Genomic DNA, 21,877 nt, shown 5'->3' with positions numbered 1-21,877 from the left:
GGATGGGTGAGCGCACCGCCCGGGTGGCGATACTGGACGACTACGCGCGCATGGCCCTCGAGCTGGCCGACTGGTCGCCGGTGCAAAAACGTTGTGACATCACCGTCTTCGATCGGCATCTGTCCGAAGACGAGGCGGCCGAGGCGCTGGCGCCGTTCGACGTGGCATGCACGATGCGTGAGCGCATGGCGTTTCCGCGCAGCCTCATCGCCCGGTTGCCGAACCTCAAGCTGATCACCATCGTCGGCCGCAGCCTGCCCAATCTGGACCTGGCCGCCGCCACGGAGCACCACGTGCTGGTCGCCCACTCGAACTTCACCCACCCCCGCTTCCGTGCGGTCCGCGACGCCACTCCGGAGCTGGCGTGGGGTCTGATGATCGCCACGGTGCGCAATCTGGCCGAAGAACACCGCCGGATGCGCGAGGGAGGATGGCAGTCCACCATCGGGACGACCTTATCCGGCAAGACCCTGGGTCTGCTCGGGCTGGGCAGGGTCGGCAGCCGGATGGCCGGCTACGCGAAAGCCTTTGGCATGCCGGTGATTTCGTGGAGCCAGAACCTCACCGAGGCGGCCGCGGCGGAGGTGGGCGCGCGCTGGGTCGCCAAGGAAGCCTTGTTCGAACAGTCCGACGTGGTGTCCATCCACGTCGTACTCTCCGAGCGCACCCACGGGTTGGTCGGCCGGCCGGAACTGATGTCGATGAAGCCAACCGCGTTTCTGGTCAACACTTCTCGCGGGCCGATTGTCGACGAGACGGCGCTGATCGAAACGCTGAGGGGCGGCCGGATCGCCGGGGCGGGACTGGACGTGTTCGACGCCGAACCGCTTCCGGCCGACCATCCGTTGCGTCATCTGCCGAATGTGACGCTGTCGCCGCATCTCGGCTATGTCACCCGGGAAATGCTGGGCGCGTTCTACTCCGACACCGTCGAAGCCGTGGTCGCCTGGCTGTACGGGACACCCGTGCGGATCGCCAACCCGGAAGCGCTGCGGTAACGGGTCAACCGCGACCGGAACTCCAGCGGGAGCTGCGCAATGCTTCCAGCGCCTCGGCCACGCACCGATCCAGCGGTTGCTGCGCCGAGTTCTGCCGGACCCAGCGCTGGAAACCGAAATCGGCGGCGGCGAAGCTCAAGTGCACCAACAGGCCTGGCCGGACGTCGGCGTCGGGATCCACGCCCATCCGCGCTGCGGTGCTGACCGTCGCCCGCTGCCGGTCGGCGGCGGTATGAAAGTTCAACCGGTCCAACAGATCCGGGGCCACCAGCAACGCTGCCCGCCACTCCTCGGTGTCGGTCTCGCCGAACGAGCGGGTGCGTGCGACGATCGCATTGGCCAACGCGACGTCCGGCGATTCCTGCGCCGGGCGTTGTTCGAGCAGGCTCACCACCTCGGCGCCGCCGTGCCGTGCCGGTGCCAGCAGCAGCTCTTCCTTGGTGGTCACATGCCGAAACAACGTGCGCTGGGAAACACCAGCGGCAGCCGCGATTTCGTCAGTCGTCACGGTGTGGTAGCCGCGCTGGGCGAATAGCCGGAAGGCCGCCCGCCGGATATCGGCGCGGATCTGGGCGCGCTGCCGATCGCGCAGCGACTCCCCGGGCACCGTCACCGGAAGCTGCCGATTCCGCCGTCGACGTGAATGGTCTGGCCGGTGATGAACGTCGCGTCGGAGCTCAGTAGGAACGCGACCAGCGCCCCGACGTCGGTCCGTACATCGCCGATCCGCTTCATCGGGACCCGACCCACCGCCTTCGCATAGTCCTCGGGTGCGAACTGCTTCCAGAATTTGACGCCGTCCGATTCGGCGAAGGGGCAGATCACGTTGACCCGGATGTTGTCGCGGCCCCATTCCAGCGCAGCCACTTTCGACAAGCCGCGGATCCCTTCCTTGGCCGCGGCGTAGCCACCCCACTTGGGTTCACCGCCGGTACCGGTCCCCGAGCCCAGGTTGACGATCGAGCCGCCGCCGGCAGCCACCAGCAACGGGTGCACGGCTTGCATGAGCAGAAACGTCGCCCGCGGACCGACGTCGTAACCGAGCGCCAGGTCTTCGACGGTGATGTCGACGAACGCCTTGGGCTCGTTGGTGGCGATCGCGTTGTTGACCAGTCCGTGCACGGTGCCGAACGCGTCCACCGCCGCGGCCACGATGCGCCGCGCGCTCTCGGGGTGGCGCAGATCGGCTGTGAGTGTCGAGAGACGTTGCGCTGCACCGAATTCTGTCCGCAATTCGTCGGCGGTGGCACCGAGCTTCGCCTCCTGGATGTCGACCAGCAGCACCGAAGCTCCGCGCTCCAGCAGCGCGGCGGTGACGCCCCTTCCGACGCCCTGGGCGGCACCGGTCACGACGGCGACCTGCCCCCGCAGCGAGTCCGGGTGCGAGTAGCTCATCGGGCCGGCCCCAGTCGCAGCGGCACCCCACGGTGCAGTTCGTAGGTGCTGCGAGCCCCGCCGGGCAGTTCGATGAACTCGACCGGGGTGCCGGCCGGATCCTTGACGAAAAACATTCGTACGCCGCTGATTTCGAACGGCTGCTGATCGGGGGTGTAGCCGGCCGCGGTGATCCGGAGGTGCGTGTCGTCCAGGTCCGTGACCGACAGCGACAAGTTGTGGATCCCAGTGATACCGGGCCGCGACGGCTTGCGCTCGGGCGCGGCGGTGGTCAACGAGAGCAGTTCGATCATCAGCCCGCCCAGCAAGCCGCCGACCACGCGGCCCTCCTGCTTGCGGGTGGCGTGCAGGACGGTGTCGAAGGGTTCACCGGAGATGGTGTTGTCGAACACCACGTCGAGACCGAGCAGATCCCGGTAGAATTCCAGGGCGCGGTCGATGTCAGTGACCCCGATGACCAAGTGGCAGAACGACACGTCGCCGAGCACGGTCACAAGGCGCCACCCGTGAGGTGGGGCGCCGGACGTCCGGCGAACAACGGCAGATCCAGGTAGGTCTTGATGCCCGGCGCGGCCGCGCACACGTCGGGGATGGCGTTGACGCAGTGGTTGGCCGTGGCCACCACGCCGGGGTTGCGGACGAGCCCGTCGGCCACGGTCTGGGGTTGCAGCCCTTTGAAAGTGAGGTGCACCGTGGGGTCGCCGGTGATCTCGACCTCGAACCGTTCGCCTGCGTCGCCGAAGTTCCAGGCGGGCTCCAGGTTGTCCTCGCCCATCAGCCAGTTGACCGCAGCGGTGATGACGGGTTCGCCGTTGATGACCGCCTGCCAGCGGAAGCGGCGCGCGGCCACGGTTCCCGCGGTGATGGGGAAGGGCTCGTAGTCGATGTCCGCGGTTGCCACCGCAATGTCCTGGATCGTCCTGATCTCGGGATCGATGCGAAATCCCATGTGGTCGGCGATCATTCGCACCGACATCTGGAATCCCTGTTCCAGCAGCGCCGCCATCGGCCCCTGCACCGCCTCTTCGGGTGTGCCGCCGAAGCCCATGATGTGACGGACCACGTCCGGCGCGTTGTAGGTGCGGATGTCGGAGAACTCTTCGGCGCGCACATGGGTGACCGCCGATGACAGCCCCGAGACCATCAGCGGGAAGCGTTCGGTGATGCCGCCGGGGTGGATTCCCGACCCGTGCAGCGTCACACCGGCCTGCAGCGCGGCGTCGGCGACGGCCCGATGGCGCGGGTGGCTGAGGTCCGGATAGACCCAGCCGACCGGAGTGACCACGTTCTTGCCGGACCGCAGGATCGCGATCACTTCGTCGTCGTTGGGGATCAGTGGGCTGTAGACGACGCAGTCGGCAGCCAGGGCCAGGATCTCGTCGACGTCGGTGGTGGCGGTGACGCCGATGGGGTCGATGCCGACGATCTCGCCGACGTCGCGGCCGTTCTTGTCCGCGGAGTGCACCCAACAGCCGGCCAGTTCGAGTTGCGGATGGTTCAGCACGCATTCCACGGCGGCTTTTTCCGACACCCCCGGTCGCCCACTGGATGACGCGAAATGTGGACGGTGTGGGGGTCATGGGTCACCTTCCGGTGGGATGAGTGGTATGCCGGCTGGCAACGTATGACCTTATGACAGCGACTGTCAACGAATGCGCGGAAATCTCCGAAACATGCGTCCCGGAGACGAGAAAAATCCGATAATTCTGCGGTGCGTAAGACAGCAATCGCAGTAGCAGCTGCCCTAGTCACGGCTGGGTGGACGGGGATGCCCACGGCGGCCGCGGACAACCCGGTCTGCACCAGTACGTGGTGTTCATTCCTGTCGCCGAGCCGCAACATCGGCTGCGAACTGAGCTACCAGCGGGGTAGCGGCATCCCCGACGAAACGTACTGCCAAACCAACTCGCCGCCGCTGTCGGTGCGCCTGAGCACCGACGGGTCGTTCAAGAGCTGCTCGGGGGGAGACCTGCCTGGGTAATTCGGGCCAAGGCACCCCGACGCTGGCTTACGGTCAATCCGCCGCGGTCGGCCCCTTCACCTGCCGCTCCGAATCCAACGGTGTCACCTGCACGGTCGCCTCGGGTCGAGGATTCACCCTGTCCAGCTCGGGAGCTACGCCCGTCGGGTGACCGCAGCGGCGCGATCGGCTGCCGCCTCGTCGGTGCGACGGACGAACCTGCGCAGCAGGGTAGTGGCGCTCGCGATGCAGACCACCAGCAGCGTCGGACCGACCGTCACGATCAGGATCTGCGAGATGTCGACGGGCAGCGTGAAGATGCACGCGACCGCGGCGACCGGGAACATGCCGCAGATCAGCCCGAGGCGCACGCACAGCCGGGTGTGCAGGCGGTGCCAGTCGCGGATGTCCTGATCGGTCCAGCCCCGTTGCGGCAGTGCCGCGTCGGCGAGGCCGGGCGCGATGGCGCCGGTGATCATCTTGGAGGTGGGCTTGCGCACCACGCCGCTGGCCACCACCGACCAGACCAGGAAGGTGGCCGGGATGAGTTCGGTGACCTGCACGATGCGCGGGTTCTTGGTGGTGAACGCGACGGCCAGCGAGACGGCGGCGCAGACCAGCACGGCCACGTTGACGAATTCGATCTTGCGTTTGCGCACCACGGTGGACAGGCCCTGCAGGGTGGCGACGACGATCGCACCCACCAGGGCCAGGTACGGCGTGACGCCGAACATACGCAGGCCGTAGTACGCCAATACCGGCGGCACGGTGTTGATCACGGTCGTCTGCGCGTATTCGCGCAGGCTTTTCGGGGCGTCGAACCCGGCGCCGGCCGATTCATCGGAAGTAGTGGGGTTTTCTTGCGGCACAGACCGAGCGTACCGACGCCCCCGCCGATGTAGTTAGCTGACCCTAACTAACGCGGCGCTGAGCGGCGGGCGGCCGCGCCGCGGGTGAGCCGGTCGATGATTGCGTGGCCGGCCCGGCGCACCGGGTGGCGCAGCGAGGCGGTGTCGGTGGGATCGGGGTCGAGCACGTCGCCCGCGGTGACGACCGTGGAGTCCAGCGCGTTGCCCAAGCGCCGGTGTCCGCCCACCCGATGTACGAGGTAGCCCGCCAGCGCCAGGCTGGCCAGTCCGATCGGCACCGCCGGGTTGGTCCAGGCCCACCTTCGTGCCGCGGCGATCAGCGTGGTGCTCGCTTTGTGCACCACCCGCGCCGGAATGCCGTCTTCGGCGGATCCATCGCTCACGTCGCATCGTCTCCTTGTGGTCTGCTGTGAACCTACTGGATCAGGTGCCCTGATCAGCGGCGCAGCAGACCCACACCCAGCAGCGCCGCGCCGAGCAGGGGGGCAGATGGTGCGCACATGGTTCCACGCCGTCCACGGCCCGGAGTAGGCATGCCACGCCGGCGCGGCATCCGTCGCGAGCCGGACCTTGTCCAGCTGTTCGTTGAGCGGCACGTTGCATGCGGCGGTGACGACGAGCGCGACGACGGCCAGCACCGCGCCGGCCAGCAGGTAGCCGCTGCCGCGGCGCGCCAGCTGTGTCACCGCGACGATGCCGACCGCCAGTGCAGTGACAGCCGCCCCGAAGAACAGCGTCAAGAATGGTGGATTCGCTTGTGCGGCAGCATTTATGGCACGCATCGCGACAACCGCGTCCACCGGGTTGATCCGGTCCAGGCCGCGCATGACGAAGGCGGAGAAAGCAAAGAACAGGCCGCCGACGGCCGCGTTGCCCAGAGCGGCGACGACGGTCAGAACGCTCAGGGGGCTGACACGCTTGGACATAGCGGCAATCCAATCAGGGCGGCAAGGCGATCGTTTGGTGAGCACCCCCGGCCGAGCGCGATTTCTGCGACGGGTTTACGGCGCGTCGTGACGTTCACTCTCACGCGGGGACTCAGGCCGCCGAGGTCATCGGTTCGTGCAGGGCTATTACGTCCGGGGCATTCTCGGGGTGTAATGGCCGGATGGAACTCATGGTGCCCACCGACTCGATGTTTCTGTTCAGCGAATCGCGGGAGCATCCCTTGCACGTCGGTGGCCTGTCGCTGTTCGAGCCTCCGGAGGGAGCCGGACCGCAGTTCGTCCGGGAGTTCTACGAGGCGCTGATCGCCAACGACGAATTTCAGCCGACTTTCCGGAAGCACCCCGCGAAGATCGCGGGTGGAATCGCCACTCTCGCTTGGGCTTACGACGACGAAGTCGACGTCGACTACCACGTGCGGCGCTCGGCGCTGCCGTCGCCGGGACGGGTCCGCGACTTGCTGGAGCTGACCTCGCGGGTGCACACCGCCCTGCTCGACCGGCACCGCCCGCTATGGGAGGCGTACGTGATCGAGGGCCTGCAGGACGGCCGGTTCGCGCTGTACACCAAGATGCACCATGCGCTGATCGACGGTGTCTCGGCGGTCAAGCTGATGCAGCGCACGCTGTCCACCGACCCGCACGACACCGAAGTCAAAGCGATGTGGAGTTTGCCGCGGCCGCCGAAACCGGCAGCCCCCTCCGAAGGAGGCTCAAACCCGCTGAACTCACTGATGAAACTGGCGGGGTCCCTCAAAGGGCTTGCGGGAGTTGGCCCTTCGACGTTGAAGCTGGCCCGCGCGGCACTGCTGGAACAGCAGTTGACGCTGCCGTTCGCCGCGCCGCACACCATGCTCAACGTGAAGGTCGGAGGAGCGCGGCGGTGCGCGGCACAGTCCTGGTCACTGGACCGGGTCAAGAGCGTCAAGCAGGCCGCCGGTGTGACGGTCAACGACGCCGTGCTGGCGATGTGCGCAGGTGCGCTGCGTTACTACCTGCTCGAGCAGCACGCACTGCCCGACACGCCGCTGGTGGCGATGGTGCCGGTGAGCCTGCGTTCGGAGGCCGACGCCGACAGCGGCGGCAACAAGGTCGGCAGCATCCTGTGCAACTTGGCCACCGATGTCGAAGACCCGGCGAAGCGGATCGAGATCATCGCCGAGTCGATGCGCCGCAACAAGAAAGTGCTCGCCGACCTGCCGTCGTATGAGGTGCTGGCGTTGTCGGCGCTGAACATGGCGCCGTTGCTGTTGTCCGGTGTGCCGGGGTTCCTCTCGGCGGTGCCGCCGCCGTTCAACATCGTCATCTCCAACGTGCCCGGGACGGCGGACCCGCTCTACTACGGCGGGGCGCGGCTGGACGGCAGCTACCCGCTGTCCAACATCCCGGACGGCCAGGCGCTGAACATCACGCTGGTCAACAACGCCGGCAACCTGGACTTCGGGCTGGTCGGCTGCCGGCGCAGCGTGCCGCACCTGCAACGGTTGCTCGCCCATCTGGAGTCGTCGCTGAAGGACCTGGAGCAGGCCGTGGGAGCCTGATGCCGCGGCTCAGCGCGGGTTTGCTGCTGTACCGGACACGCTGCGGTGTCGTCGAGGTCCTGATCGCTCATCCGGGTGGTCCGTTCTGGGCGCGCAAGGACGACGGCGCCTGGTCGATCCCGAAAGGCGAGTACACCGACGGCGACGACGTGTGGGCGGCCGCGCAACGCGAGTTCGGCGAGGAGCTCGGGCTGCCGGTCCCGGCCGGGGCACGCATCGACCTCGGCGCGGTGCAGCAGTCCGGCGGCAAGATCGTCACCGCGTTCGCCGTCGCCGGTGATCTCGACGTCACCGACGCGCGCAGCAACACCTTCGAGCTGGAGTGGCCGCGCGGGTCGGGCAAGATTCGGCAGTTCCCCGAAGTCGACCGAGTCGGCTGGTTCCCGGTGGCGCAGGCCCGGATCAAGCTGCTCAAGGGCCAGCGCGAGTTCCTGGACCGCCTGATGGCGCACCTTGACGCAGCGGAGTAGTGCCGGGGCCATTGGGCTCGCGCTCGACACGGGCACAATGGGGCCCATGCCGCCGACGCCAGCCCAGTCCACCGCGCAAGACCCGCAGGCGCTGTTGCTGCGGCTGCTGGACCCGGCGAGCCGGCCTGACCCCTACCCGGTGTGCGCGCAGCTGCGCGATCTCGGCCCGGTCGAGCTGCCGGGCGGCAGCTTCGTCATGTTCTCGTCGTACCGCGACTGCGACGACGTGCTGCGGCATCCGTCGTCGAGCAGTGACCATTCCAAGTCGACCGCGGCGCAGCGGATGATCGAGGCCGACCAGACGCTACGCCGGGAGACGCCGCCGGGATTTCTGTTTCTCGACCCGCCCGACCACACCCGGCTGCGCAAACTCGTCAGCAAGGCGTTCGCGCCGAGGGTGGTCAACGCGCTGCAACCCGAGATCGGTGCGCTGGTGGACGGACTGCTGGGCCGGATCGCCGAGAAGGGCAGCTTCGACGTGGTCGCGGACTTCGCCTACCCGCTGCCGGTCGCGGTGATCTGCCGGTTGCTCGGCGTGCCGCTGCACGACGAGCCGAAGTTCAGCCGGGCGTCGGCGGTGCTGGCGAAGTCACTGGACCCGTTCTTCGCCGACAGCGAGGCCGACGACATCAGCAACGCCCTCGATGCCGGCGCGAGCCTGCGCGAATATCTGCACAGCCTCATCGCGCTGCGGCGCCGCGACCCCGGCGACGACCTGATGTCGGGGTTGGTGGCGGTCAACGACTCCGGCGATCAGTTGACCGAAGAGGAGATCGTCTCGACCTGTCTGCTGTTGCTGGTCGCCGGGCACGAGACCACGGTGAACCTGATCGGCAACGCGATCCTGGCGATGCTGCGCGACCGCCGGCAATGGACGGCGTTGAGCCAGGACCCATCCCGGGCGTCGGCCGTGGTGGAGGAGACGCTGCGCTACGATCCGCCGGTGCAACAACTCAGCCGAATCGCGTTGGACGACATGACAATTGGCGGAACCAACGTGGCCAAAGGGGACATGATGACGCTGCTGGTGGCCGCAGCGCACCGTGATCCCGCCGAATTCGAGCGCCCCGACGTCTTCGATCCGGATCGTGTTGGGTTGCGGCACTTGGGTTTTGGCCGCGGCGCCCACTACTGCCTGGGTGCGCCGCTGGCCCGGTTGGAAGCCAGTGCGGCGTTGTCGGCGGTGACGGCACGCTTTCCCGGCGCGCGACTGGCCGGCGAACCGCTGTACAAGCCGAACCTCACCCTGCGCGGTCTGTCGACGCTGACGGTCGCGGTCTAGTTGCCGTTGCGGCCCGGACGCCCGCCGGCCAGGTTGATCATCAGCGGTATGGGTGTGGCGATGGGACGGGTGGCTTCCGCATCGTGGTAGACGCCGATCGTGAATTCACCGGTGGTCTCGATCGCGAATGAGAGCTGCGGGGTGAAGCAGCGATACTTCGACGCCTTGTTCTCCTCGTCCGGCCATTGCCAGGCAGAGCGCAGGGTGCCGCGAATCGACCCGCCGGGATCCTTCGCGACGACGAACAGCTCCGGGTCGAAATCGCCACCGGCCGGTGCGTGCACGACCAGCACCAGCGGGACCGTCAGCCAGATCGGAACCTGGTTGATGTCGTAACTGGTCGTCGGCAGACGGGTGGCGTCGATAGCGGAATCGTCGATGTTGGCGGAACCCGCCACGAGTAGTGCGGCTACGTGCATCACGACAGCTTAACGGGGCGAGGTTGGCGAAAACCCGGCGTTGGCAATACCGGTCGAATCAATTCAAAGTGCGGCTTCGTCGTCGTCGTCGACGTCGTTTTCGGGGTTCTTTTCGGCCAGCACGATCGACATCGGGACGGGTGTGGACAACTCGAATTTGCCGTCGGCGTCGTAATAGGCGCCAATGGTGTATTCACCTTCGGTTTCCACCTGAAATGCGAGCTCCTGGGTGAAACACCGGTACTTCGACGGCAGCTTTCCGTCATCAGGCCAATGCCAGGCTGCGCGCAGCGATCCCAACGCTTTGCCGGCCGGATCCTTGCACACCACGTGCAGATCCGGGTCGTAGTCGCCACCGGCCGGCGCATGCACTACCAGAACCACCGGAACCTTTGCCCATAACGGCATTTGGTCGACCTGAAACCACGCCATGGGAATGGAGGTGGCGTTGATCGCGCCATATTCGTCGAACGCGGCGGTGCGTGCAACGAACAGTGAACATACGTGCAGCATCACGACATCTTAAGGCTGCGCCACGTAATCTCCGCGGCGGCCGCGCCATTCCACCGCCCATCACGTGTCTTTCCGGCAAAAGCCCGGGCACGATGTCGCCCAAGCTGAAAGTGACCGGCTGGTCCAGCTGCGCGTAGGTGCACGAGCGCGGTTCGCGGTCGGGGCGCCATCGGTTGAATTGGGCGGTGTGGCGGAATCTCACGCCCTCCATGTGGTCGTAGCGGACCTCGACCACCCGCTCCGGTCGCAACGGCACGAACGACAAATCCTTGCCCGCGTTCCAGCGTGAGCCCTCGTTCTTGCGTGGCGTGCGTTCGCCGGATTCGTGCGCGGCCCAGTTCCACGGATGCTGGTCGAACTCGGTGACCAGCGGCTGTAATTCGGCGAACAGCCGTCTGCGTTCGGCCATCGGGAAGGCGCCGATCACCCCGACCGAGGCGAGTTGACCGTCCGGCTGATAGAGCCCCAGCAGCAGCGACCCGATCGCGTCGGCGCCCGATTTGTGTACGCGATAACCGGCGACCACGCAGTCGGCGGTGCGTTCGTGCTTGACCTTGAACATCACCCGTTTGTCCGGCTGGTAGGTGACGCTCAACGGCTTTGGCGATCACCCCGTCGAGGCCGGCGCCCTCGAACTCGTCGAACCAGCGTTGCGCGACTGCGGGATCGGTGGTCGCCGGGGTCACGTGAAACGACGGTCCCGAGCCCGTCAGCGCCTCGACCAGCGCCGCGCGCCGCTCGGTGAACGGGCGCCCGGTGTAGTCCTCGTCGTCCAGGGCGAGTAGGTCGAACGCGATGAACGACGCCGGGGTCTGCTCGGCCAGCATCCGCACCCGCGAGTCGGCGGGATGGATACGTTGTTGCAGCGCTTCGAAATCCAGGCCGTGCGCGGTGGCAATCACGATCTCCCCGTCGATCACGCAGCGGGGCGGCAACTCGCTTTTTGACCGCGGCGACCAGTTCGGGAAAGTACCGCGTCATCGGCCGTTCGTTGCGGCTGCCCAGTTCCACCTCGTCGCCGTCGCGAAAGCAGATGGAGCGGAACCCATCCCATTTGGGTTCGTAGGAGGCGTCGTTCGGGATCGTCTTGACCGGCTTGGCCAGCATCGGCGACACGGGCGGCATGACAGGTAAATCCATTGGATCATTGTGTCGTGCGGCATGCTGGTAGCCAGACATGGCTGCCAAAGCAGAAGAACTCGACGTCGACGGCATCGCCGTGCGGGTGACCAACCGGGACAAGGTGTACTTTCCCGCGCTGGCGACCGACGGCACCAAAGGCCGGCTGATCGACTACTACGCGACGGTCGGTGCCGGCCCGATGCTGACCGCCCTGCGGGACCGGCCCACCCATCTGCAGCGGTTCCCCGACGGCATCGACGGCGAGGAGATCTACCAGAAGCGGGTGCCGCAGCATCACCCCGACTACCTGGAAACGTGCCGGATCACCTTCCCGTCGGGACGTACCGCCGACGCGCTGAAGGTGACGCACCCGGCGGCGATCGTGTGGGCGGCGCAGATGGGCACCGTCACGCTACACCCGTGGCAGGTGCGCTGCCCGGATACCGACCATCCCGACGAGTTGCGCATCGACCTGGACCCGCAGCCCGGCACCGGCTTCCTCGAGGCTCGCACGGTTGCCGTCGAGGTGCTGCGGCCGCTGCTCGACGAACTCGGTCTGGTGGGCTACGCCAAAACCTCGGGCGGTCGCGGGGTGCACGTCTATCTGCGGATCGCCACCGACTGGGACTTTATCGCGGTGCGTCGCGCCGGTATCGCGCTGGCCCGCGAGGTAGAGCGGCGCGCGCCGGAGGCGGTGACGACGTCTTGGTGGAAGGAAGAGCGCGGACAGCGCATTTTCATCGACTTCAACCAGAATGCCCGTGACCGCACCATGGCGTCGCCGTATTCGGTGCGGCGCACCCCGATCGCGACGGTCTCGATGCCGCTGAGCTGGGACGAACTCGCGGATGCGGACCCTGACGACTACACCATGGCCACGGTGCCCGATCTGATTGCCGCGCGGGCGGACCCGTGGGCCGGGATGGACGAGGAGGCGCAATCGCTGGCGCCGCTGTTGGAGATGGTGGCTGCCGACGAGCAGCGCGGGTTGGGGGATATGCCGTATCCGCCGAACTACCCGAAGATGCCGGGGGAGCCGAAACGAGTGCAGCCGAGCCGGGATACGGACTTGAAGAAGAAGTCCTGAAGGGCGTTTTGGTCCTGCTGGGCGTTCCGCTGAGGTGTGGCCGCGTGTGAAGCTGTGGCGTTGAGTGTGAAGTTTGGGCGTTGAAAGTGTTGTGGTGGCGGGATTTTCACGGTTTTCGCGCCCAGGGTTCACGCCCAACGCCCAGGTTTCACACCCAACGCCCAGGCTTCACACCAAGCGCCCAGGCTTCACGCGCAACGCCCAGCTTCACGCGCAGCGGCGCGGTTCCGCGGCGCTAGGGCGTGGTTTTACGCGGCTGAGGTGTCGCGTGTGAAGCTGTGGCGTTGAGTGTGAAGTTTGGGCGTTGAAAATGTTGTGGTGGCGGGATTTTCGCGGTTTTCGCACCCAGGTTTCACACCCAACGCCCAGGGTTCACGCCCAACGCCCAGGTTTCACGCGCAGCGCCCAGGTTTCACGCGCAACGCCCAGCTTCACGCGCAGCGGCGCGGTTCCGCGGCGCTAGGGCCTGGTTTTTCCCGGCTGAGGTGTCGCGTGTGAAGCTGTGGCGTTGAGTGTGAAGTTTGGGCGTTGAAAGTGTTGTGGTGGCGGGATTTTCGCGGTTTTCGCACCCAGGTTTCACACCCAACGCCCAGGGTTCACGCCCAACGCCCAGGTTTCACGCGCAGCGCCCAGGTTTCACGCGCAACGCCCAGCTTCACGCGCAGCGGCGCGGTTCCGCGGCGCTAGGGCCTGGTTTTTCCCGGCTGAGGTCTCGCGTGTGAAGCTGTGGCGTTGAGTGTGAAGTTTGGGCGTTGAAAGTGTTGTGGTGGCGGGATTTTCGTGGTTTTCGCGCCCAGGGTTCACACCCAACGCCCAGGCTTCATGCCCAACGCCCCGGCTTCACACCCGACGCTACCGCTTCACACCCGACCCCGCTCAGCCTCCCGGCGCAACAGCGATCGACTTGGTCTCCAGGTACGAGTCCAACCCCTCAGGACCCAGCTCACGCCCGTACCCGCTGCCCTTCACACCACCGAACGGCGCGAACGGGTCCATTGTGTAGCCCTGGTTAATGCCTAGCGTCCCGGTGCGGATGCGGCCGGCGATCGCCAGCGCGCGATCGGTGTCACCGGTCCACACCGAGCCGGCCAAGCCGTAGTCGGAGTCGTTGGCGATGGCCACCGCGTCGTCCTCGTCGCGGTATGGGATAACGGTGATGACGGGACCGAAGATCTCCTCACGCGCGATGCGCATCGCGTTGTCGGCGCCCGCGAAAAGAGTTGGCTTGACGTACCAGCCGCGGTCCACGCCGTCGGGCATCTCGGTGCCGCCCAGCACCATTCGCGCACCCTCCCGTTGCCCGATTTCGATGTACCCGCGCACCCGGCTCTGCTGGCGCTGGGAGACCAGCGGGCCGAGCTGGGTGTCCTTTTCGGCGGGGTCGCCGACCCGCAGCGCTCCCATCTCGGCGGCCAGCGCGTCGACGTACTCGTCGTGGCGCTGCTGCGGCACCAGCACGCGGGTCAGCGCGTTGCAGATCTGCCCGCTGTTGGACAGGCTGGCCGATCGTACGCCCGCGGCGACCTGCTCCGGGGCGGCGTCGTCGAGGACGACGGCCGCGGACTTGCCGCCGAGTTCGAGGCTGACCTTGGTCAGGTTGGGCGCACATGCGGCTGCCACCGCGCGTCCGGCCGCCGTGGAACCGGTGAACGACACCTTGTCCAAGCCGGGGTGGCTGACCAGGGCTTCGCCGACATCGCGGCCGCCCAATACCAGCGTGACCACACCCTCCGGCAGGCCCACACTCGCCAACATCTCGGCCAAAAGCAAGGCATCCAAAGGTGATTCGGGCGCCGGTTTGAGCACCACCGTGCAGCCGGCCAGCAGCGCGGGCACCAGCTTGGTGACGATCAGGAACTGTGGCATGTTCCACGGCACGACGGCGCCGACGACGCCGACCGGTTCCTTGCGCACCTGGACGTCGGTGCCGAAGAAGCCGCGCCGGTTCTCCTGCCACGGGTGGCGCTCGGCCAGGTCGCAGAACGCACGCATCATCATCGCGGGCAGGCCCACCTGCGCACGCTGGGCGAAGGTGATCGGAGCGCCTATCTCGGCGCTGATGGTCTGGGCCATCTCCTTGCGCCGCTCGTCGTACACGTCAGCCAACCGCCGGATCGCGGCAATGCGATCGGCGGGTGCGCCGCGTCCCCAGGAGTCGAAGGCCGCGCGCGCGGCAGCGATCGCGGCGTCGACGTCGGCGGCGCTGGCCGCGGTGACTTCGGCGATCGGCTGCTCGGTGTGCGGAGAGATGACTTCGAAAACCTGCGATCCCATCGGCCGCCTTCCAGTATCAACTACTTGCGATTCGGGTATTGAGCATATACCGTCGGCCCTGACGGAAGACAGGAGCCGTTATGCCCCGATTTCCCAAGCCGCCGGAAGGCAGCTGGACGCAGCACTATCCCGAACTGGGCACCGGGCCGGTGTCCTATGAGGACTCGATCAGCCCGCAGATCTACGAGTTGGAGCGCGCCGCGATCTTCAAACGCGCTTGGCTCAATGTCGGCCGCGTGCAACAGCTTCCACGCAAGGGCAGCTATTTCACCAAGGAACTGAAGGTCGTCAACACCTCGATCATTCTGGTGCGCAACGCATCTGGACAGATCAACGCGTTCCACAACGTGTGCCGGCATCGCGGCAACAAACTGGTGTGGAACGACATGCCGCTCGAGGAGACCAGCGGCACGTGCCGCCAGTTCACCTGCAAGTACCACGCGTGGCGCTACGACCTGGACGGGAACCTGACGTTCGTGCAGCAGGAGGGCGAGTTCTTCGACCTCGACAAGAGCCGTTACGGCCTGGTGCCGGTGCACTGCGACGTCTGGGAAGGCTTCATCTTCGTCAACTTCGCCAAGCAGCCGGAACAGACGCTGCGGGAATTCCTGGGCCCGATGGTGACCGCACTGGAGGGATATCCGTTCGACCTGATGACCTCGCGCTGGTACTACCGCTCCGAGGTGAAGGCGAACTGGAAGCTCTACATGGACGCGTTCCAGGAGTTCTATCACGCGCCGGTACTGCACGCGAACCAGTCGCCGACCGCGTACTCGAAGGCGGCCGCCGAGGCCGGGTTCGAGGCCCCGCACTACCGGTTGGAGGGCCCGCACCGATTGGTCAGCACCTCGGGTGTGCGGGCCTGGGAGATGTCGGCGGAGATGCGCAAGCCGATCGAGGACATCTGCCAGAGCGGCCTGTTCGGGCCGTGGGACAAGCCGGACCTGGGCCCAATGCCGCCCGGGCTGAATCCGGCGAAATGCGATCCGTGGGGCCTGGATTCGTTCCAGTTGTTCCCGAACTTCGTCATCCTGTTCTGGGGCCAGGGCTGGTATCTGACCTACCACTACTGGCCGACGTCCTACAACAGTCACATCTTCGAGGGCACCCTGTATTTCCCGCAGCCGCGGACTCCCCGCGAGCGGGTCGCCCAGGAACTCGCGGCGGTGTCGTTCAAGGAGTACGGCCTGCAGGACGCCAACACGCTGGAGGCCACCCAGAGCATGATCGAGTCGCGGGTGGTCGACGACTTCGTGCTCAACGACCAGGAGATCCTGCTGCGCCACCTGCACAAGGAGACCGCGGCGTGGATCGACGAGTACCAGCGCACCGACCCCGCGAGAGTGTGACTCCGATGTCTGCCGTGCTGCCAACCGAATTCGCCGACCTGGAACCGTTCGCCGACTGGTGTCTACCCACCGAACCGCAGCGCTACGCCAAGCGGCTGGCCAGCTCGATGGTCGAGATGAAGGCGTTCTACGACGCGATCACGCCACGCGCCGAAGAGGCCCTGGCCTACTGCGACAAGTTCCCACTCGACGATCTGCCCGAAGACGTGCTGAACCTGATGCACCTGCTGTATTCGATGATCATGGTGTCGTTCCCGGTGGAGTGCTGGAAACAGCCCCGGGTACCCGACTCCGGTGCTTCCACCCTGGACTGTGTGTCCGAGCCGTTCCCGTGACCACCGTCCTGAAGGCGGCGCGCTGGGCCGACGTGGACGCCGGCGTGGTGCGCGAATCCGCCGTGGTGGTGGTGGATGGCAACCGGATCACCGACGTCAATCCCGAAGGGCCGCTGCCAGCTTCGGCTTCCGTCATCGATCTCGGCGACGTTACGTTGCTGCCGGGGTTGATGGACATGGAACTCAACCTGTTCATCGGCGGCCCGGGCGGACCTGAGGGCCTGCCCGCCCCGATGCACGGTGTGCAGGACGACCCGGCATACCGCACGCTGCGCGCCGCGGTCAACGCGCGCACCACCCTGGATGCCGGTTTCACCACGGTGCGCAACCTCGGGCTGATGGTCAAGACCGGCGGCTACCTGCTCGACGTCGCACTGCAGCGCGCTGTCGAGCAGGGCTGGCACACCGGCCCGCGCATCTATCCGGCCGGGCACGCCGTCACGCCCTACGGCGGGCACCTTGACCCGACGGTCTTCCAGCGCTTGGCGCCCGGGATCATGCCGTTATCCATCGCCGAGGGGTATCGCCAACGGCGTTCCCGACGTAATCGCCTGTGTGCGTTACCAAATCAGGCACGGCGCCAAGTTGATCAAGGTCTCCGCGTCCGGCGGGGTGATGTCGCACAGCACCGCGCCGGGCGCCCAGCAGTACTCCGACGCCGAGTTCGCCGCGATCGCCGACGAGGCCCACCGCGCGGGCGTCCGGGTGGCCGCCCACGCGGTCGGCGACACCGCCATCCGGGCGTGCATCCGCGCCGGCATCGACTGCATCGAGCACGGCTTCCTGGCCTCCGACGACACCATCCAGATGATGGCCGACCACGGGACCTTCCTGGTCTCCACCACCTACCTGACCGAGGCGATGGCCATCGACCGGATCGCGCCCGAACTGCGCAAGAAGGCCGAAGACGTGTTTCCCCGGGCAAAAACCATGCTGCCCAAGGCGATTGCCGCCGGGGTGCGGATCGCCTGCGGCACCGACGCGCCGGCGATCCCGCATGGCCAGAACGCCAAGGAACTCGGGGCGCTGGTGACCCGCGGCATGACACCGATGCAGGCGATTCGCGCCGCCACGGTAGTGGCCGCCGAACTCGTCGAAGCAGACCACGAATCGGGCCGTTTGGCGCCGGGCTACCTGGCCGACGTGATCGCGGTGCCCGGCGACCCCTCGCGCGATATCGGTGTCACGCAACAGGTTTCGTTCGTCATGAAGGACGGGCAGATCTACAAGACGCCGGCGGCCTGAGCGGGAGACGGCTATGGAACTCACCGAGAACATCCTGTGGCTGCTCAAGCAGGCCTTCTACTACTCGCTGACCACCGTGAACGACGCCATCAGCAGCCACGGTGTCAGCACCGCGCAAGTCGGTGTGCTGCGCCAACTTTCGAACGAGCCGGGCCTGTCCGGCGCCGAATTGGCCCGACGGCTGTTGATCACCCCGCAGGGCGTGCAGCTGGCTCTCACCGCCCTGGAACGGCGCGGCTTGGTGCAGCGTAAACCCGACCCGGCGCACAAGCGCATTCTGCACGCGTATCTGACCGAAGACGGACGCAAAGTGGTGGCGGCGGTGTTCGCCGACGCGGTGGCCGCTCACGAGGAGGTGTTCGGCGTGCTGAGCGCCGAAGAGAAGGAAACGTTGCGCGAACTGCTGGCCCGGGTGGTGGAGAAGGGCACCGGTAACCAACTCTTCGAAGACCACGTCGAGGAATGAGGGATGAGGCACCCGGTGTATCTAGTACTTGATACTGATGACAAGTAGTTGATATTGTGATGGTGATGCATGAATCCCCGCCCGCCGTCGCCGACGAGGTGGCCACCGAGACGGTGACCATCGAGCTGAATCGGCGCTCGACCACTGTGGCCTACGCCGCCGGCGACACCCTGCTGCAGACCGCCCGGATGGCGGGGCTGAACGCCCCCTCATCCTGCGAGATCGGTTCCTGCGGAACGTGTATGGCGCGATTGACCGAGGGCTGCGCCCGGATGATCAACAACGACGCGCTCGACGACGACGAGGTGGCGGAGGGCTGGGTGCTCACCTGCCAGTCCCTGCCCACCACCCGTACGGTTCGGGTGGTGTACGAATGAGCCGGGTGGCCGTGGTGACCGGCGGCGCCTCGGGCATGGGTGAGGCGACGTGCCACGAGCTTGGCCGACTCGGGCACCAGGTCGCCGTCCTGGACATCGACGAGGTTGCGGCGCAACGCGTCACCGATGCGCTTCGGGCGCAGGAGATCACCGCCGTCGGTGTCGGCGCCGACGTCACCGACCGCGCCGCTGTCGAACGGGCCTTCGCCCACGTGCGTGCCGAACTCGGGCCCGTGTCGATTCTGGTCACCAGTGCGGGCATGTTCGGCTTCTCCCCGTTCGCGGAGATCAGCACCGAGTCCTGGAACCGGATCGTCGACGTCAACCTGACCGGCACCTTCCACTGCTGTCAGGTCGCCCTGCCGGACATGGTGGCCGCGAAATGGGGCCGCATCGTGATGATCTCGTCGTCCAGCGCCCAGCGCGGCTCACCCTTCGCCGCGCACTACGCGGCGTCCAAGGGCGCGGTGATCACCCTGACCAAATCGCTGGCCCGCGAATACGCCGCGCACGGAATCACCGTCAACAACATTCCGCCGTCGGGCATCGAGACCCCGATGCAGCACAATGCGCAGGCGGCGGGGTATCTGAAGTCCAACGAAGAGATCGCCGCCAACATCCCGGTCGGTCACCTGGGCACCGGCGCCGATATCGCCGCGGCAGTCGGGTTTCTGTGCTCGGAGGCAGCGGGTTTCATCACCGGCCAGGTGCTGGGTGTCAACGGCGGAGCGGTGATGTGAGGGAGGTTCACCAATGACGCGAGAGGGCAGGCCGGCCGAGGGTTCCTGGACCGAGCACTATCCCGAATTGGGCACGGGGCCGGTCTCTTTCGCCGATTCCACGTCGCCCGAATTCTACGAGCTGGAACGTGAGGCGGTCTTCAAGCGGGCGTGGCTGAACGTGGCCCGCGTCGAGGAGCTGCCGCGGGCCGGTAGCTATCTGACCAAGGAGATCGAGGTCGCCCGCGTCTCCATCATCCTGGTCAAGGGCCGCGACGAGCAGATCCGGGCCTTCTACAACGTCTGTCGGCATCGCGGAAACAAACTGGTGTGGAACGACTTTCCGCACGAAGAGACACGCGGCACCTGCCGGCAGTTCACCTGCAAGTACCACGGCTGGCGCTACGGCCTGGACGGCGCGCTCACCTATGTGCAACAGTCCGCGGAGTTCTTCGACCTCGACCCGGCCCGGCACGGACTGGCCCCGGTGCACTGCGACGTGTGGAATGGGTTCGTCTTCGTCAACTTCGATCCCGAGCCGCGACAGAGCCTGCGCGAGTTCCTCGGCCCGATGGTCACCGGGCTGGACGGCTACCCGTTCGACAAGCTGACCGAACGCTACGAATGGGTCGCGCACAACAACAGCAACTGGAAGATCTTCGCCGACGCGTTCCAGGAGTACTATCACGTGCCGTCGCTGCACCCGCAGCAGGTGCCGCCGGAGGTGCGTGACCCCAACGCCGGATTCACCTGCGGCCATTTCCAACTCGACGGTCCGCACCGGCTGGTCTCGACGGCCGGGCGGCGGCGCTGTGGCTGCTGCCGCCCGACTACATGTATCCGATCGAGCGGGCCACCAAGAGCGGTCTGGTCGGTCCGTGGCGCACGCCGGATATCGGCGAACTACCGGCGGGTCTGAACCCGGGCGGCATCGAGCCGTGGGGGATCAGCAACTTCCAGATCTTCCCCCAACACCGAGATCCTGATCTACGGCGGCTGGTATCTGCTCTACCGCTACTGGCCGACCTCCTACAACACCCACCGCTTCGAGGCCTACACCTACTTCCACCCGGCGCGCACCGTGCGCGAACGGATCGAACACGAGGTTGCCTCGGTGGTGCTCAAGGAATTTGCGCTGCAGGACGCCGGCATGCTCGGCGGCACCCAGGCCGCGCTGGAATACGGGATCGTCGAGGACTTCCCGCTCAACGACCAGGAGATCCTGGTGCGCCACCTGCACAAGGTGGTGGTCGACTGGGTCGAGGCCTACCGCCGCGAGCGGCAGCCGGCGGGGGTGTGACCATGTCGGATGCATTGCTGCCCAGCGCTTTCGCCGAGTTCGAGGAGTATGCCCAAACCTGGTGCCTGGCAACCGAAACCGAACGCTGGAACCAGCGGCTGGCCAGCACCATGGCCGAGATGCACCGGTTCCACGACGCATTTCTGCCGCGCCTGGAAGAAGCCATCGAGTACTGCGACAAGTTCGAGCTGGACAACCTGCCCGACGACGCGCTCAACCTGCTGCACCTGATCTATTCGCTGATCATGGTCGCCATGGCGGTGGAGATCATGCACCAGCCCGCCCCGACCGATGCCGCCGACGCCGTGATGAACCGCACCGGCGAACCGTGGCCGTAACGAGAGTGCAAGGAAAAAACAATGAGTCTGCTCACCATCACCAAGCTCAGCGATTCGGTCGGCGCCGAGGTCACCGGCCTGAATCCGGACCGGCTGACTGACGACGCACTCGGCGCGGCCATTTTGGATGCGTTGGAAGACAACGGAGTTCTGGTGTTTCGCAACCTGGGGCTCGACCCGGAGACTCAGGTCGCCTTCTGCCGCCGCCTCGGTGAGGTCGACCACTCCTCCGACGGGCACCATCCGGTGGCCGGGATCTACCCGATCACGCTGGACCGGTCGAAAAATTCCTCGGCGGCCTATTTGAAGGCCACCTTCGACTGGCACATCGACGGCTGCACGCCCACCGGAGACGAGTGCCCGCAGAAAGCCACCGTGCTGTCGGCGGTGCAGGTCGCCGAACGGGGCGGCGAAACGGAATTCGCGAACTCCTATGCGGCCTACGACGCGCTGACCGACGAAGAGAAGCAGCGCTACGGGACGCTGCGGGTGGTGCACTCGCTGGAAGCCTCGCAACGGCGCGTCACCCCCGACCCGACCCCCGAACAGCTGGCGCGCTGGCGATCCCGGCCCACTCACGAGCACCCTCTGGTGTGGACCCATCGCAGTGGCCGGAAGTCGTTGGTACTGGGCGCTTCTGCCGACTACGTGGTGGGCATGGATCCGGACCAGGGCCGCGCGTTGCTGGCCGAGCTGCTGGACCGGGCGACCGTGCCGGAGCGGGTGTACAGCCACAACTGGTCCGTCGGCGACACCGTGATCTGGGACAACCGCGGGGTGCTGCACCGGGCGGCTCCCTACGACCCCGATTCACCGCGCGAGATGCTGCGCACCACCGTTCTCGGTGACGAGCCGATCCAATAGCCCGAAGGGA

Annotated in this window: 20 protein-coding genes and 5 pseudogenes; 15 read left to right on the top strand and 10 right to left on the bottom strand. The window is 66.6% G+C overall.

Going from position 1 to position 21,877, the window contains the following annotated elements:
* Window positions 1-2: 2 nt before the first annotated feature.
* Complete coding sequence (locus L6444_RS28925; protein WP_236978913.1) at window positions 3-998, top strand: D-2-hydroxyacid dehydrogenase family protein; 996 nt, start codon at window positions 3-5, stop codon at window positions 996-998.
* Between the two features lie 4 nt (window positions 999-1,002).
* Here L6444_RS28925 and L6444_RS28920 read toward each other — a convergent pair whose 3' ends face one another.
* From L6444_RS28920 to L6444_RS28905, 4 genes and pseudogenes are all read right to left on the bottom strand, one after another.
* Window positions 1,003-1,605: a TetR/AcrR family transcriptional regulator gene (locus tag L6444_RS28920; RefSeq protein WP_236984489.1), complete on the bottom strand. Its 603-nt coding sequence runs from the start codon at window positions 1,603-1,605 to the stop codon at window positions 1,003-1,005.
* A 2-nt stretch (window positions 1,606-1,607) separates the two neighbouring features.
* Window positions 1,608-2,393 (bottom strand): SDR family NAD(P)-dependent oxidoreductase, encoded by a 786-nt coding sequence (locus L6444_RS28915; RefSeq protein WP_236978911.1) that lies wholly within the window; start codon window positions 2,391-2,393, stop codon window positions 1,608-1,610.
* Window positions 2,390-2,887 carry a VOC family protein gene (locus tag L6444_RS28910; RefSeq protein WP_370653050.1) on the bottom strand — a complete coding sequence of 166 codons (498 nt, stop codon included), beginning with the start codon at window positions 2,885-2,887 and terminating at the stop codon, window positions 2,390-2,392. Before L6444_RS28910 ends, L6444_RS28915 begins: the two co-directional genes overlap by 4 nt.
* A pseudogene (locus L6444_RS28905) lies at window positions 2,884-3,973 on the bottom strand (NAD(P)H-dependent amine dehydrogenase family protein). The gene L6444_RS28910 and the pseudogene L6444_RS28905 overlap by 4 nt, the downstream one beginning before the upstream one ends.
* A gap of 188 nt (window positions 3,974-4,161) precedes the next feature.
* On the opposite strand from L6444_RS28905, the gene L6444_RS28900 reads away from it, so the two are divergent.
* Window positions 4,162-4,374: a hypothetical protein gene (locus L6444_RS28900; RefSeq protein ID WP_236978909.1), complete on the top strand. Its 213-nt coding sequence runs from the start codon at window positions 4,162-4,164 to the stop codon at window positions 4,372-4,374.
* 134 nt (window positions 4,375-4,508) lie between these two features.
* Here the strand turns inward: L6444_RS28900 and L6444_RS28895 are convergent, their stop codons facing one another.
* Both L6444_RS28895 and L6444_RS28890 read right to left on the bottom strand, forming a co-directional pair.
* Window positions 4,509-5,222, bottom strand: coding sequence for a VC0807 family protein (locus L6444_RS28895; RefSeq protein ID WP_236978901.1), 714 nt, complete (start codon window positions 5,220-5,222; stop codon window positions 4,509-4,511).
* A gap of 47 nt (window positions 5,223-5,269) precedes the next feature.
* Window positions 5,270-6,148, bottom strand: coding sequence for an anthrone oxygenase family protein (locus L6444_RS28890; protein ID WP_236978899.1), 879 nt, complete (start codon window positions 6,146-6,148; stop codon window positions 5,270-5,272).
* 182 nt (window positions 6,149-6,330) lie between these two features.
* Here L6444_RS28890 and L6444_RS28885 point away from each other — a divergent pair, with 182 nt between their 5' ends.
* From L6444_RS28885 to L6444_RS28875, 3 genes are read left to right on the top strand one after another with little or no spacing between them, the layout of a single operon-like run.
* Window positions 6,331-7,707 carry a WS/DGAT/MGAT family O-acyltransferase gene (locus L6444_RS28885; protein ID WP_236978897.1) on the top strand — a complete coding sequence of 459 codons (1,377 nt, stop codon included), beginning with the start codon at window positions 6,331-6,333 and terminating at the stop codon, window positions 7,705-7,707.
* Entirely contained in the window at window positions 7,707-8,177 is a 471-nt protein-coding gene (locus L6444_RS28880) for an NUDIX domain-containing protein (RefSeq protein ID WP_236978895.1), read from the top strand. The genes L6444_RS28885 and L6444_RS28880 overlap by 1 nt, the downstream gene beginning before the upstream one ends.
* 46 nt (window positions 8,178-8,223) lie before the next feature.
* Window positions 8,224-9,459 (top strand): cytochrome P450, encoded by a 1,236-nt coding sequence (locus L6444_RS28875; RefSeq protein ID WP_236978893.1) that lies wholly within the window; start codon window positions 8,224-8,226, stop codon window positions 9,457-9,459.
* Here the strand turns inward: L6444_RS28875 and L6444_RS28870 are convergent.
* From L6444_RS28870 to L6444_RS28860, 3 genes and pseudogenes are all read right to left on the bottom strand, one after another.
* A complete protein-coding gene (locus L6444_RS28870) occupies window positions 9,456-9,878 on the bottom strand; it encodes a hypothetical protein (RefSeq protein WP_236978891.1) in 423 nt (140 codons plus the stop codon). The two genes, L6444_RS28875 and L6444_RS28870, sit on opposite strands and share 4 nt — an antisense overlap.
* A 63-nt stretch (window positions 9,879-9,941) precedes the next feature.
* Entirely contained in the window at window positions 9,942-10,088 is a 147-nt protein-coding gene (locus L6444_RS28865) for a hypothetical protein (RefSeq protein ID WP_236978889.1), read from the bottom strand.
* A 379-nt stretch (window positions 10,089-10,467) separates the two neighbouring features.
* A pseudogene (locus tag L6444_RS28860) lies at window positions 10,468-11,531 on the bottom strand (ATP-dependent DNA ligase); the annotation flags it as partial.
* Window positions 11,532-11,568: 37 nt separating this feature from the next.
* Here L6444_RS28860 and ligD point away from each other — a divergent pair.
* Window positions 11,569-12,600 (top strand): non-homologous end-joining DNA ligase, encoded by a 1,032-nt coding sequence (ligD, locus tag L6444_RS28855; RefSeq protein ID WP_236978887.1) that lies wholly within the window; start codon window positions 11,569-11,571, stop codon window positions 12,598-12,600.
* An 876-nt stretch (window positions 12,601-13,476) separates the two neighbouring features.
* Here the strand turns inward: ligD and L6444_RS28850 are convergent.
* Window positions 13,477-14,874 carry an aldehyde dehydrogenase gene (locus tag L6444_RS28850; RefSeq protein WP_236978885.1) on the bottom strand — a complete coding sequence of 466 codons (1,398 nt, stop codon included), beginning with the start codon at window positions 14,872-14,874 and terminating at the stop codon, window positions 13,477-13,479.
* An 80-nt stretch (window positions 14,875-14,954) separates the two neighbouring features.
* Here L6444_RS28850 and L6444_RS28845 point away from each other — a divergent pair, with 80 nt between their 5' ends.
* From L6444_RS28845 to L6444_RS28805, 9 genes and pseudogenes are all read left to right on the top strand, one after another.
* A complete protein-coding gene (locus L6444_RS28845) occupies window positions 14,955-16,223 on the top strand; it encodes an aromatic ring-hydroxylating oxygenase subunit alpha (RefSeq protein WP_236978883.1) in 1,269 nt (422 codons plus the stop codon).
* A 5-nt stretch (window positions 16,224-16,228) separates the two neighbouring features.
* On the top strand, window positions 16,229-16,558 hold the full coding sequence (locus L6444_RS28840; protein WP_370653049.1) for a hypothetical protein: 330 nt from the start codon (window positions 16,229-16,231) through the stop codon (window positions 16,556-16,558).
* A pseudogene (locus L6444_RS28835) lies at window positions 16,555-17,803 on the top strand (metal-dependent hydrolase family protein). Before L6444_RS28840 ends, L6444_RS28835 begins: the two are co-directional and overlap by 4 nt.
* 13 nt (window positions 17,804-17,816) lie before the next feature.
* Window positions 17,817-18,269, top strand: coding sequence for a MarR family winged helix-turn-helix transcriptional regulator (locus L6444_RS28830; protein WP_236978879.1), 453 nt, complete (start codon window positions 17,817-17,819; stop codon window positions 18,267-18,269).
* Between the two features lie 101 nt (window positions 18,270-18,370).
* Window positions 18,371-18,646: pseudogene (locus tag L6444_RS28825) on the top strand (2Fe-2S iron-sulfur cluster-binding protein); the annotation flags it as partial.
* Window positions 18,643-19,386, top strand: a complete 744-nt coding sequence (locus L6444_RS28820; protein WP_236978877.1) for an SDR family NAD(P)-dependent oxidoreductase — start codon at window positions 18,643-18,645, stop codon at window positions 19,384-19,386. The pseudogene L6444_RS28825 and the gene L6444_RS28820, both read left to right, overlap by 4 nt.
* 13 nt (window positions 19,387-19,399) lie before the next feature.
* Window positions 19,400-20,665 (top strand): annotated as a pseudogene (locus L6444_RS28815) (aromatic ring-hydroxylating oxygenase subunit alpha).
* 2 nt (window positions 20,666-20,667) lie between these two features.
* Window positions 20,668-21,003 carry a hypothetical protein gene (locus tag L6444_RS28810; protein ID WP_370653048.1) on the top strand — a complete coding sequence of 112 codons (336 nt, stop codon included), beginning with the start codon at window positions 20,668-20,670 and terminating at the stop codon, window positions 21,001-21,003.
* A gap of 21 nt (window positions 21,004-21,024) precedes the next feature.
* Window positions 21,025-21,867 (top strand): TauD/TfdA dioxygenase family protein, encoded by an 843-nt coding sequence (locus tag L6444_RS28805; RefSeq protein ID WP_236978873.1) that lies wholly within the window; start codon window positions 21,025-21,027, stop codon window positions 21,865-21,867.
* Window positions 21,868-21,877: the final 10 nt, after the last annotated feature.

Source organism: Mycobacterium kiyosense (genome assembly GCA_021654635.1).
GTDB classification, from domain to species: Bacteria; Actinomycetota; Actinomycetes; order Mycobacteriales; family Mycobacteriaceae; genus Mycobacterium; species Mycobacterium kiyosense.
The sequence above is the reverse complement of the archived record's forward strand: the minus strand, read 5'-3'. Positions and strand labels throughout refer to the sequence as shown.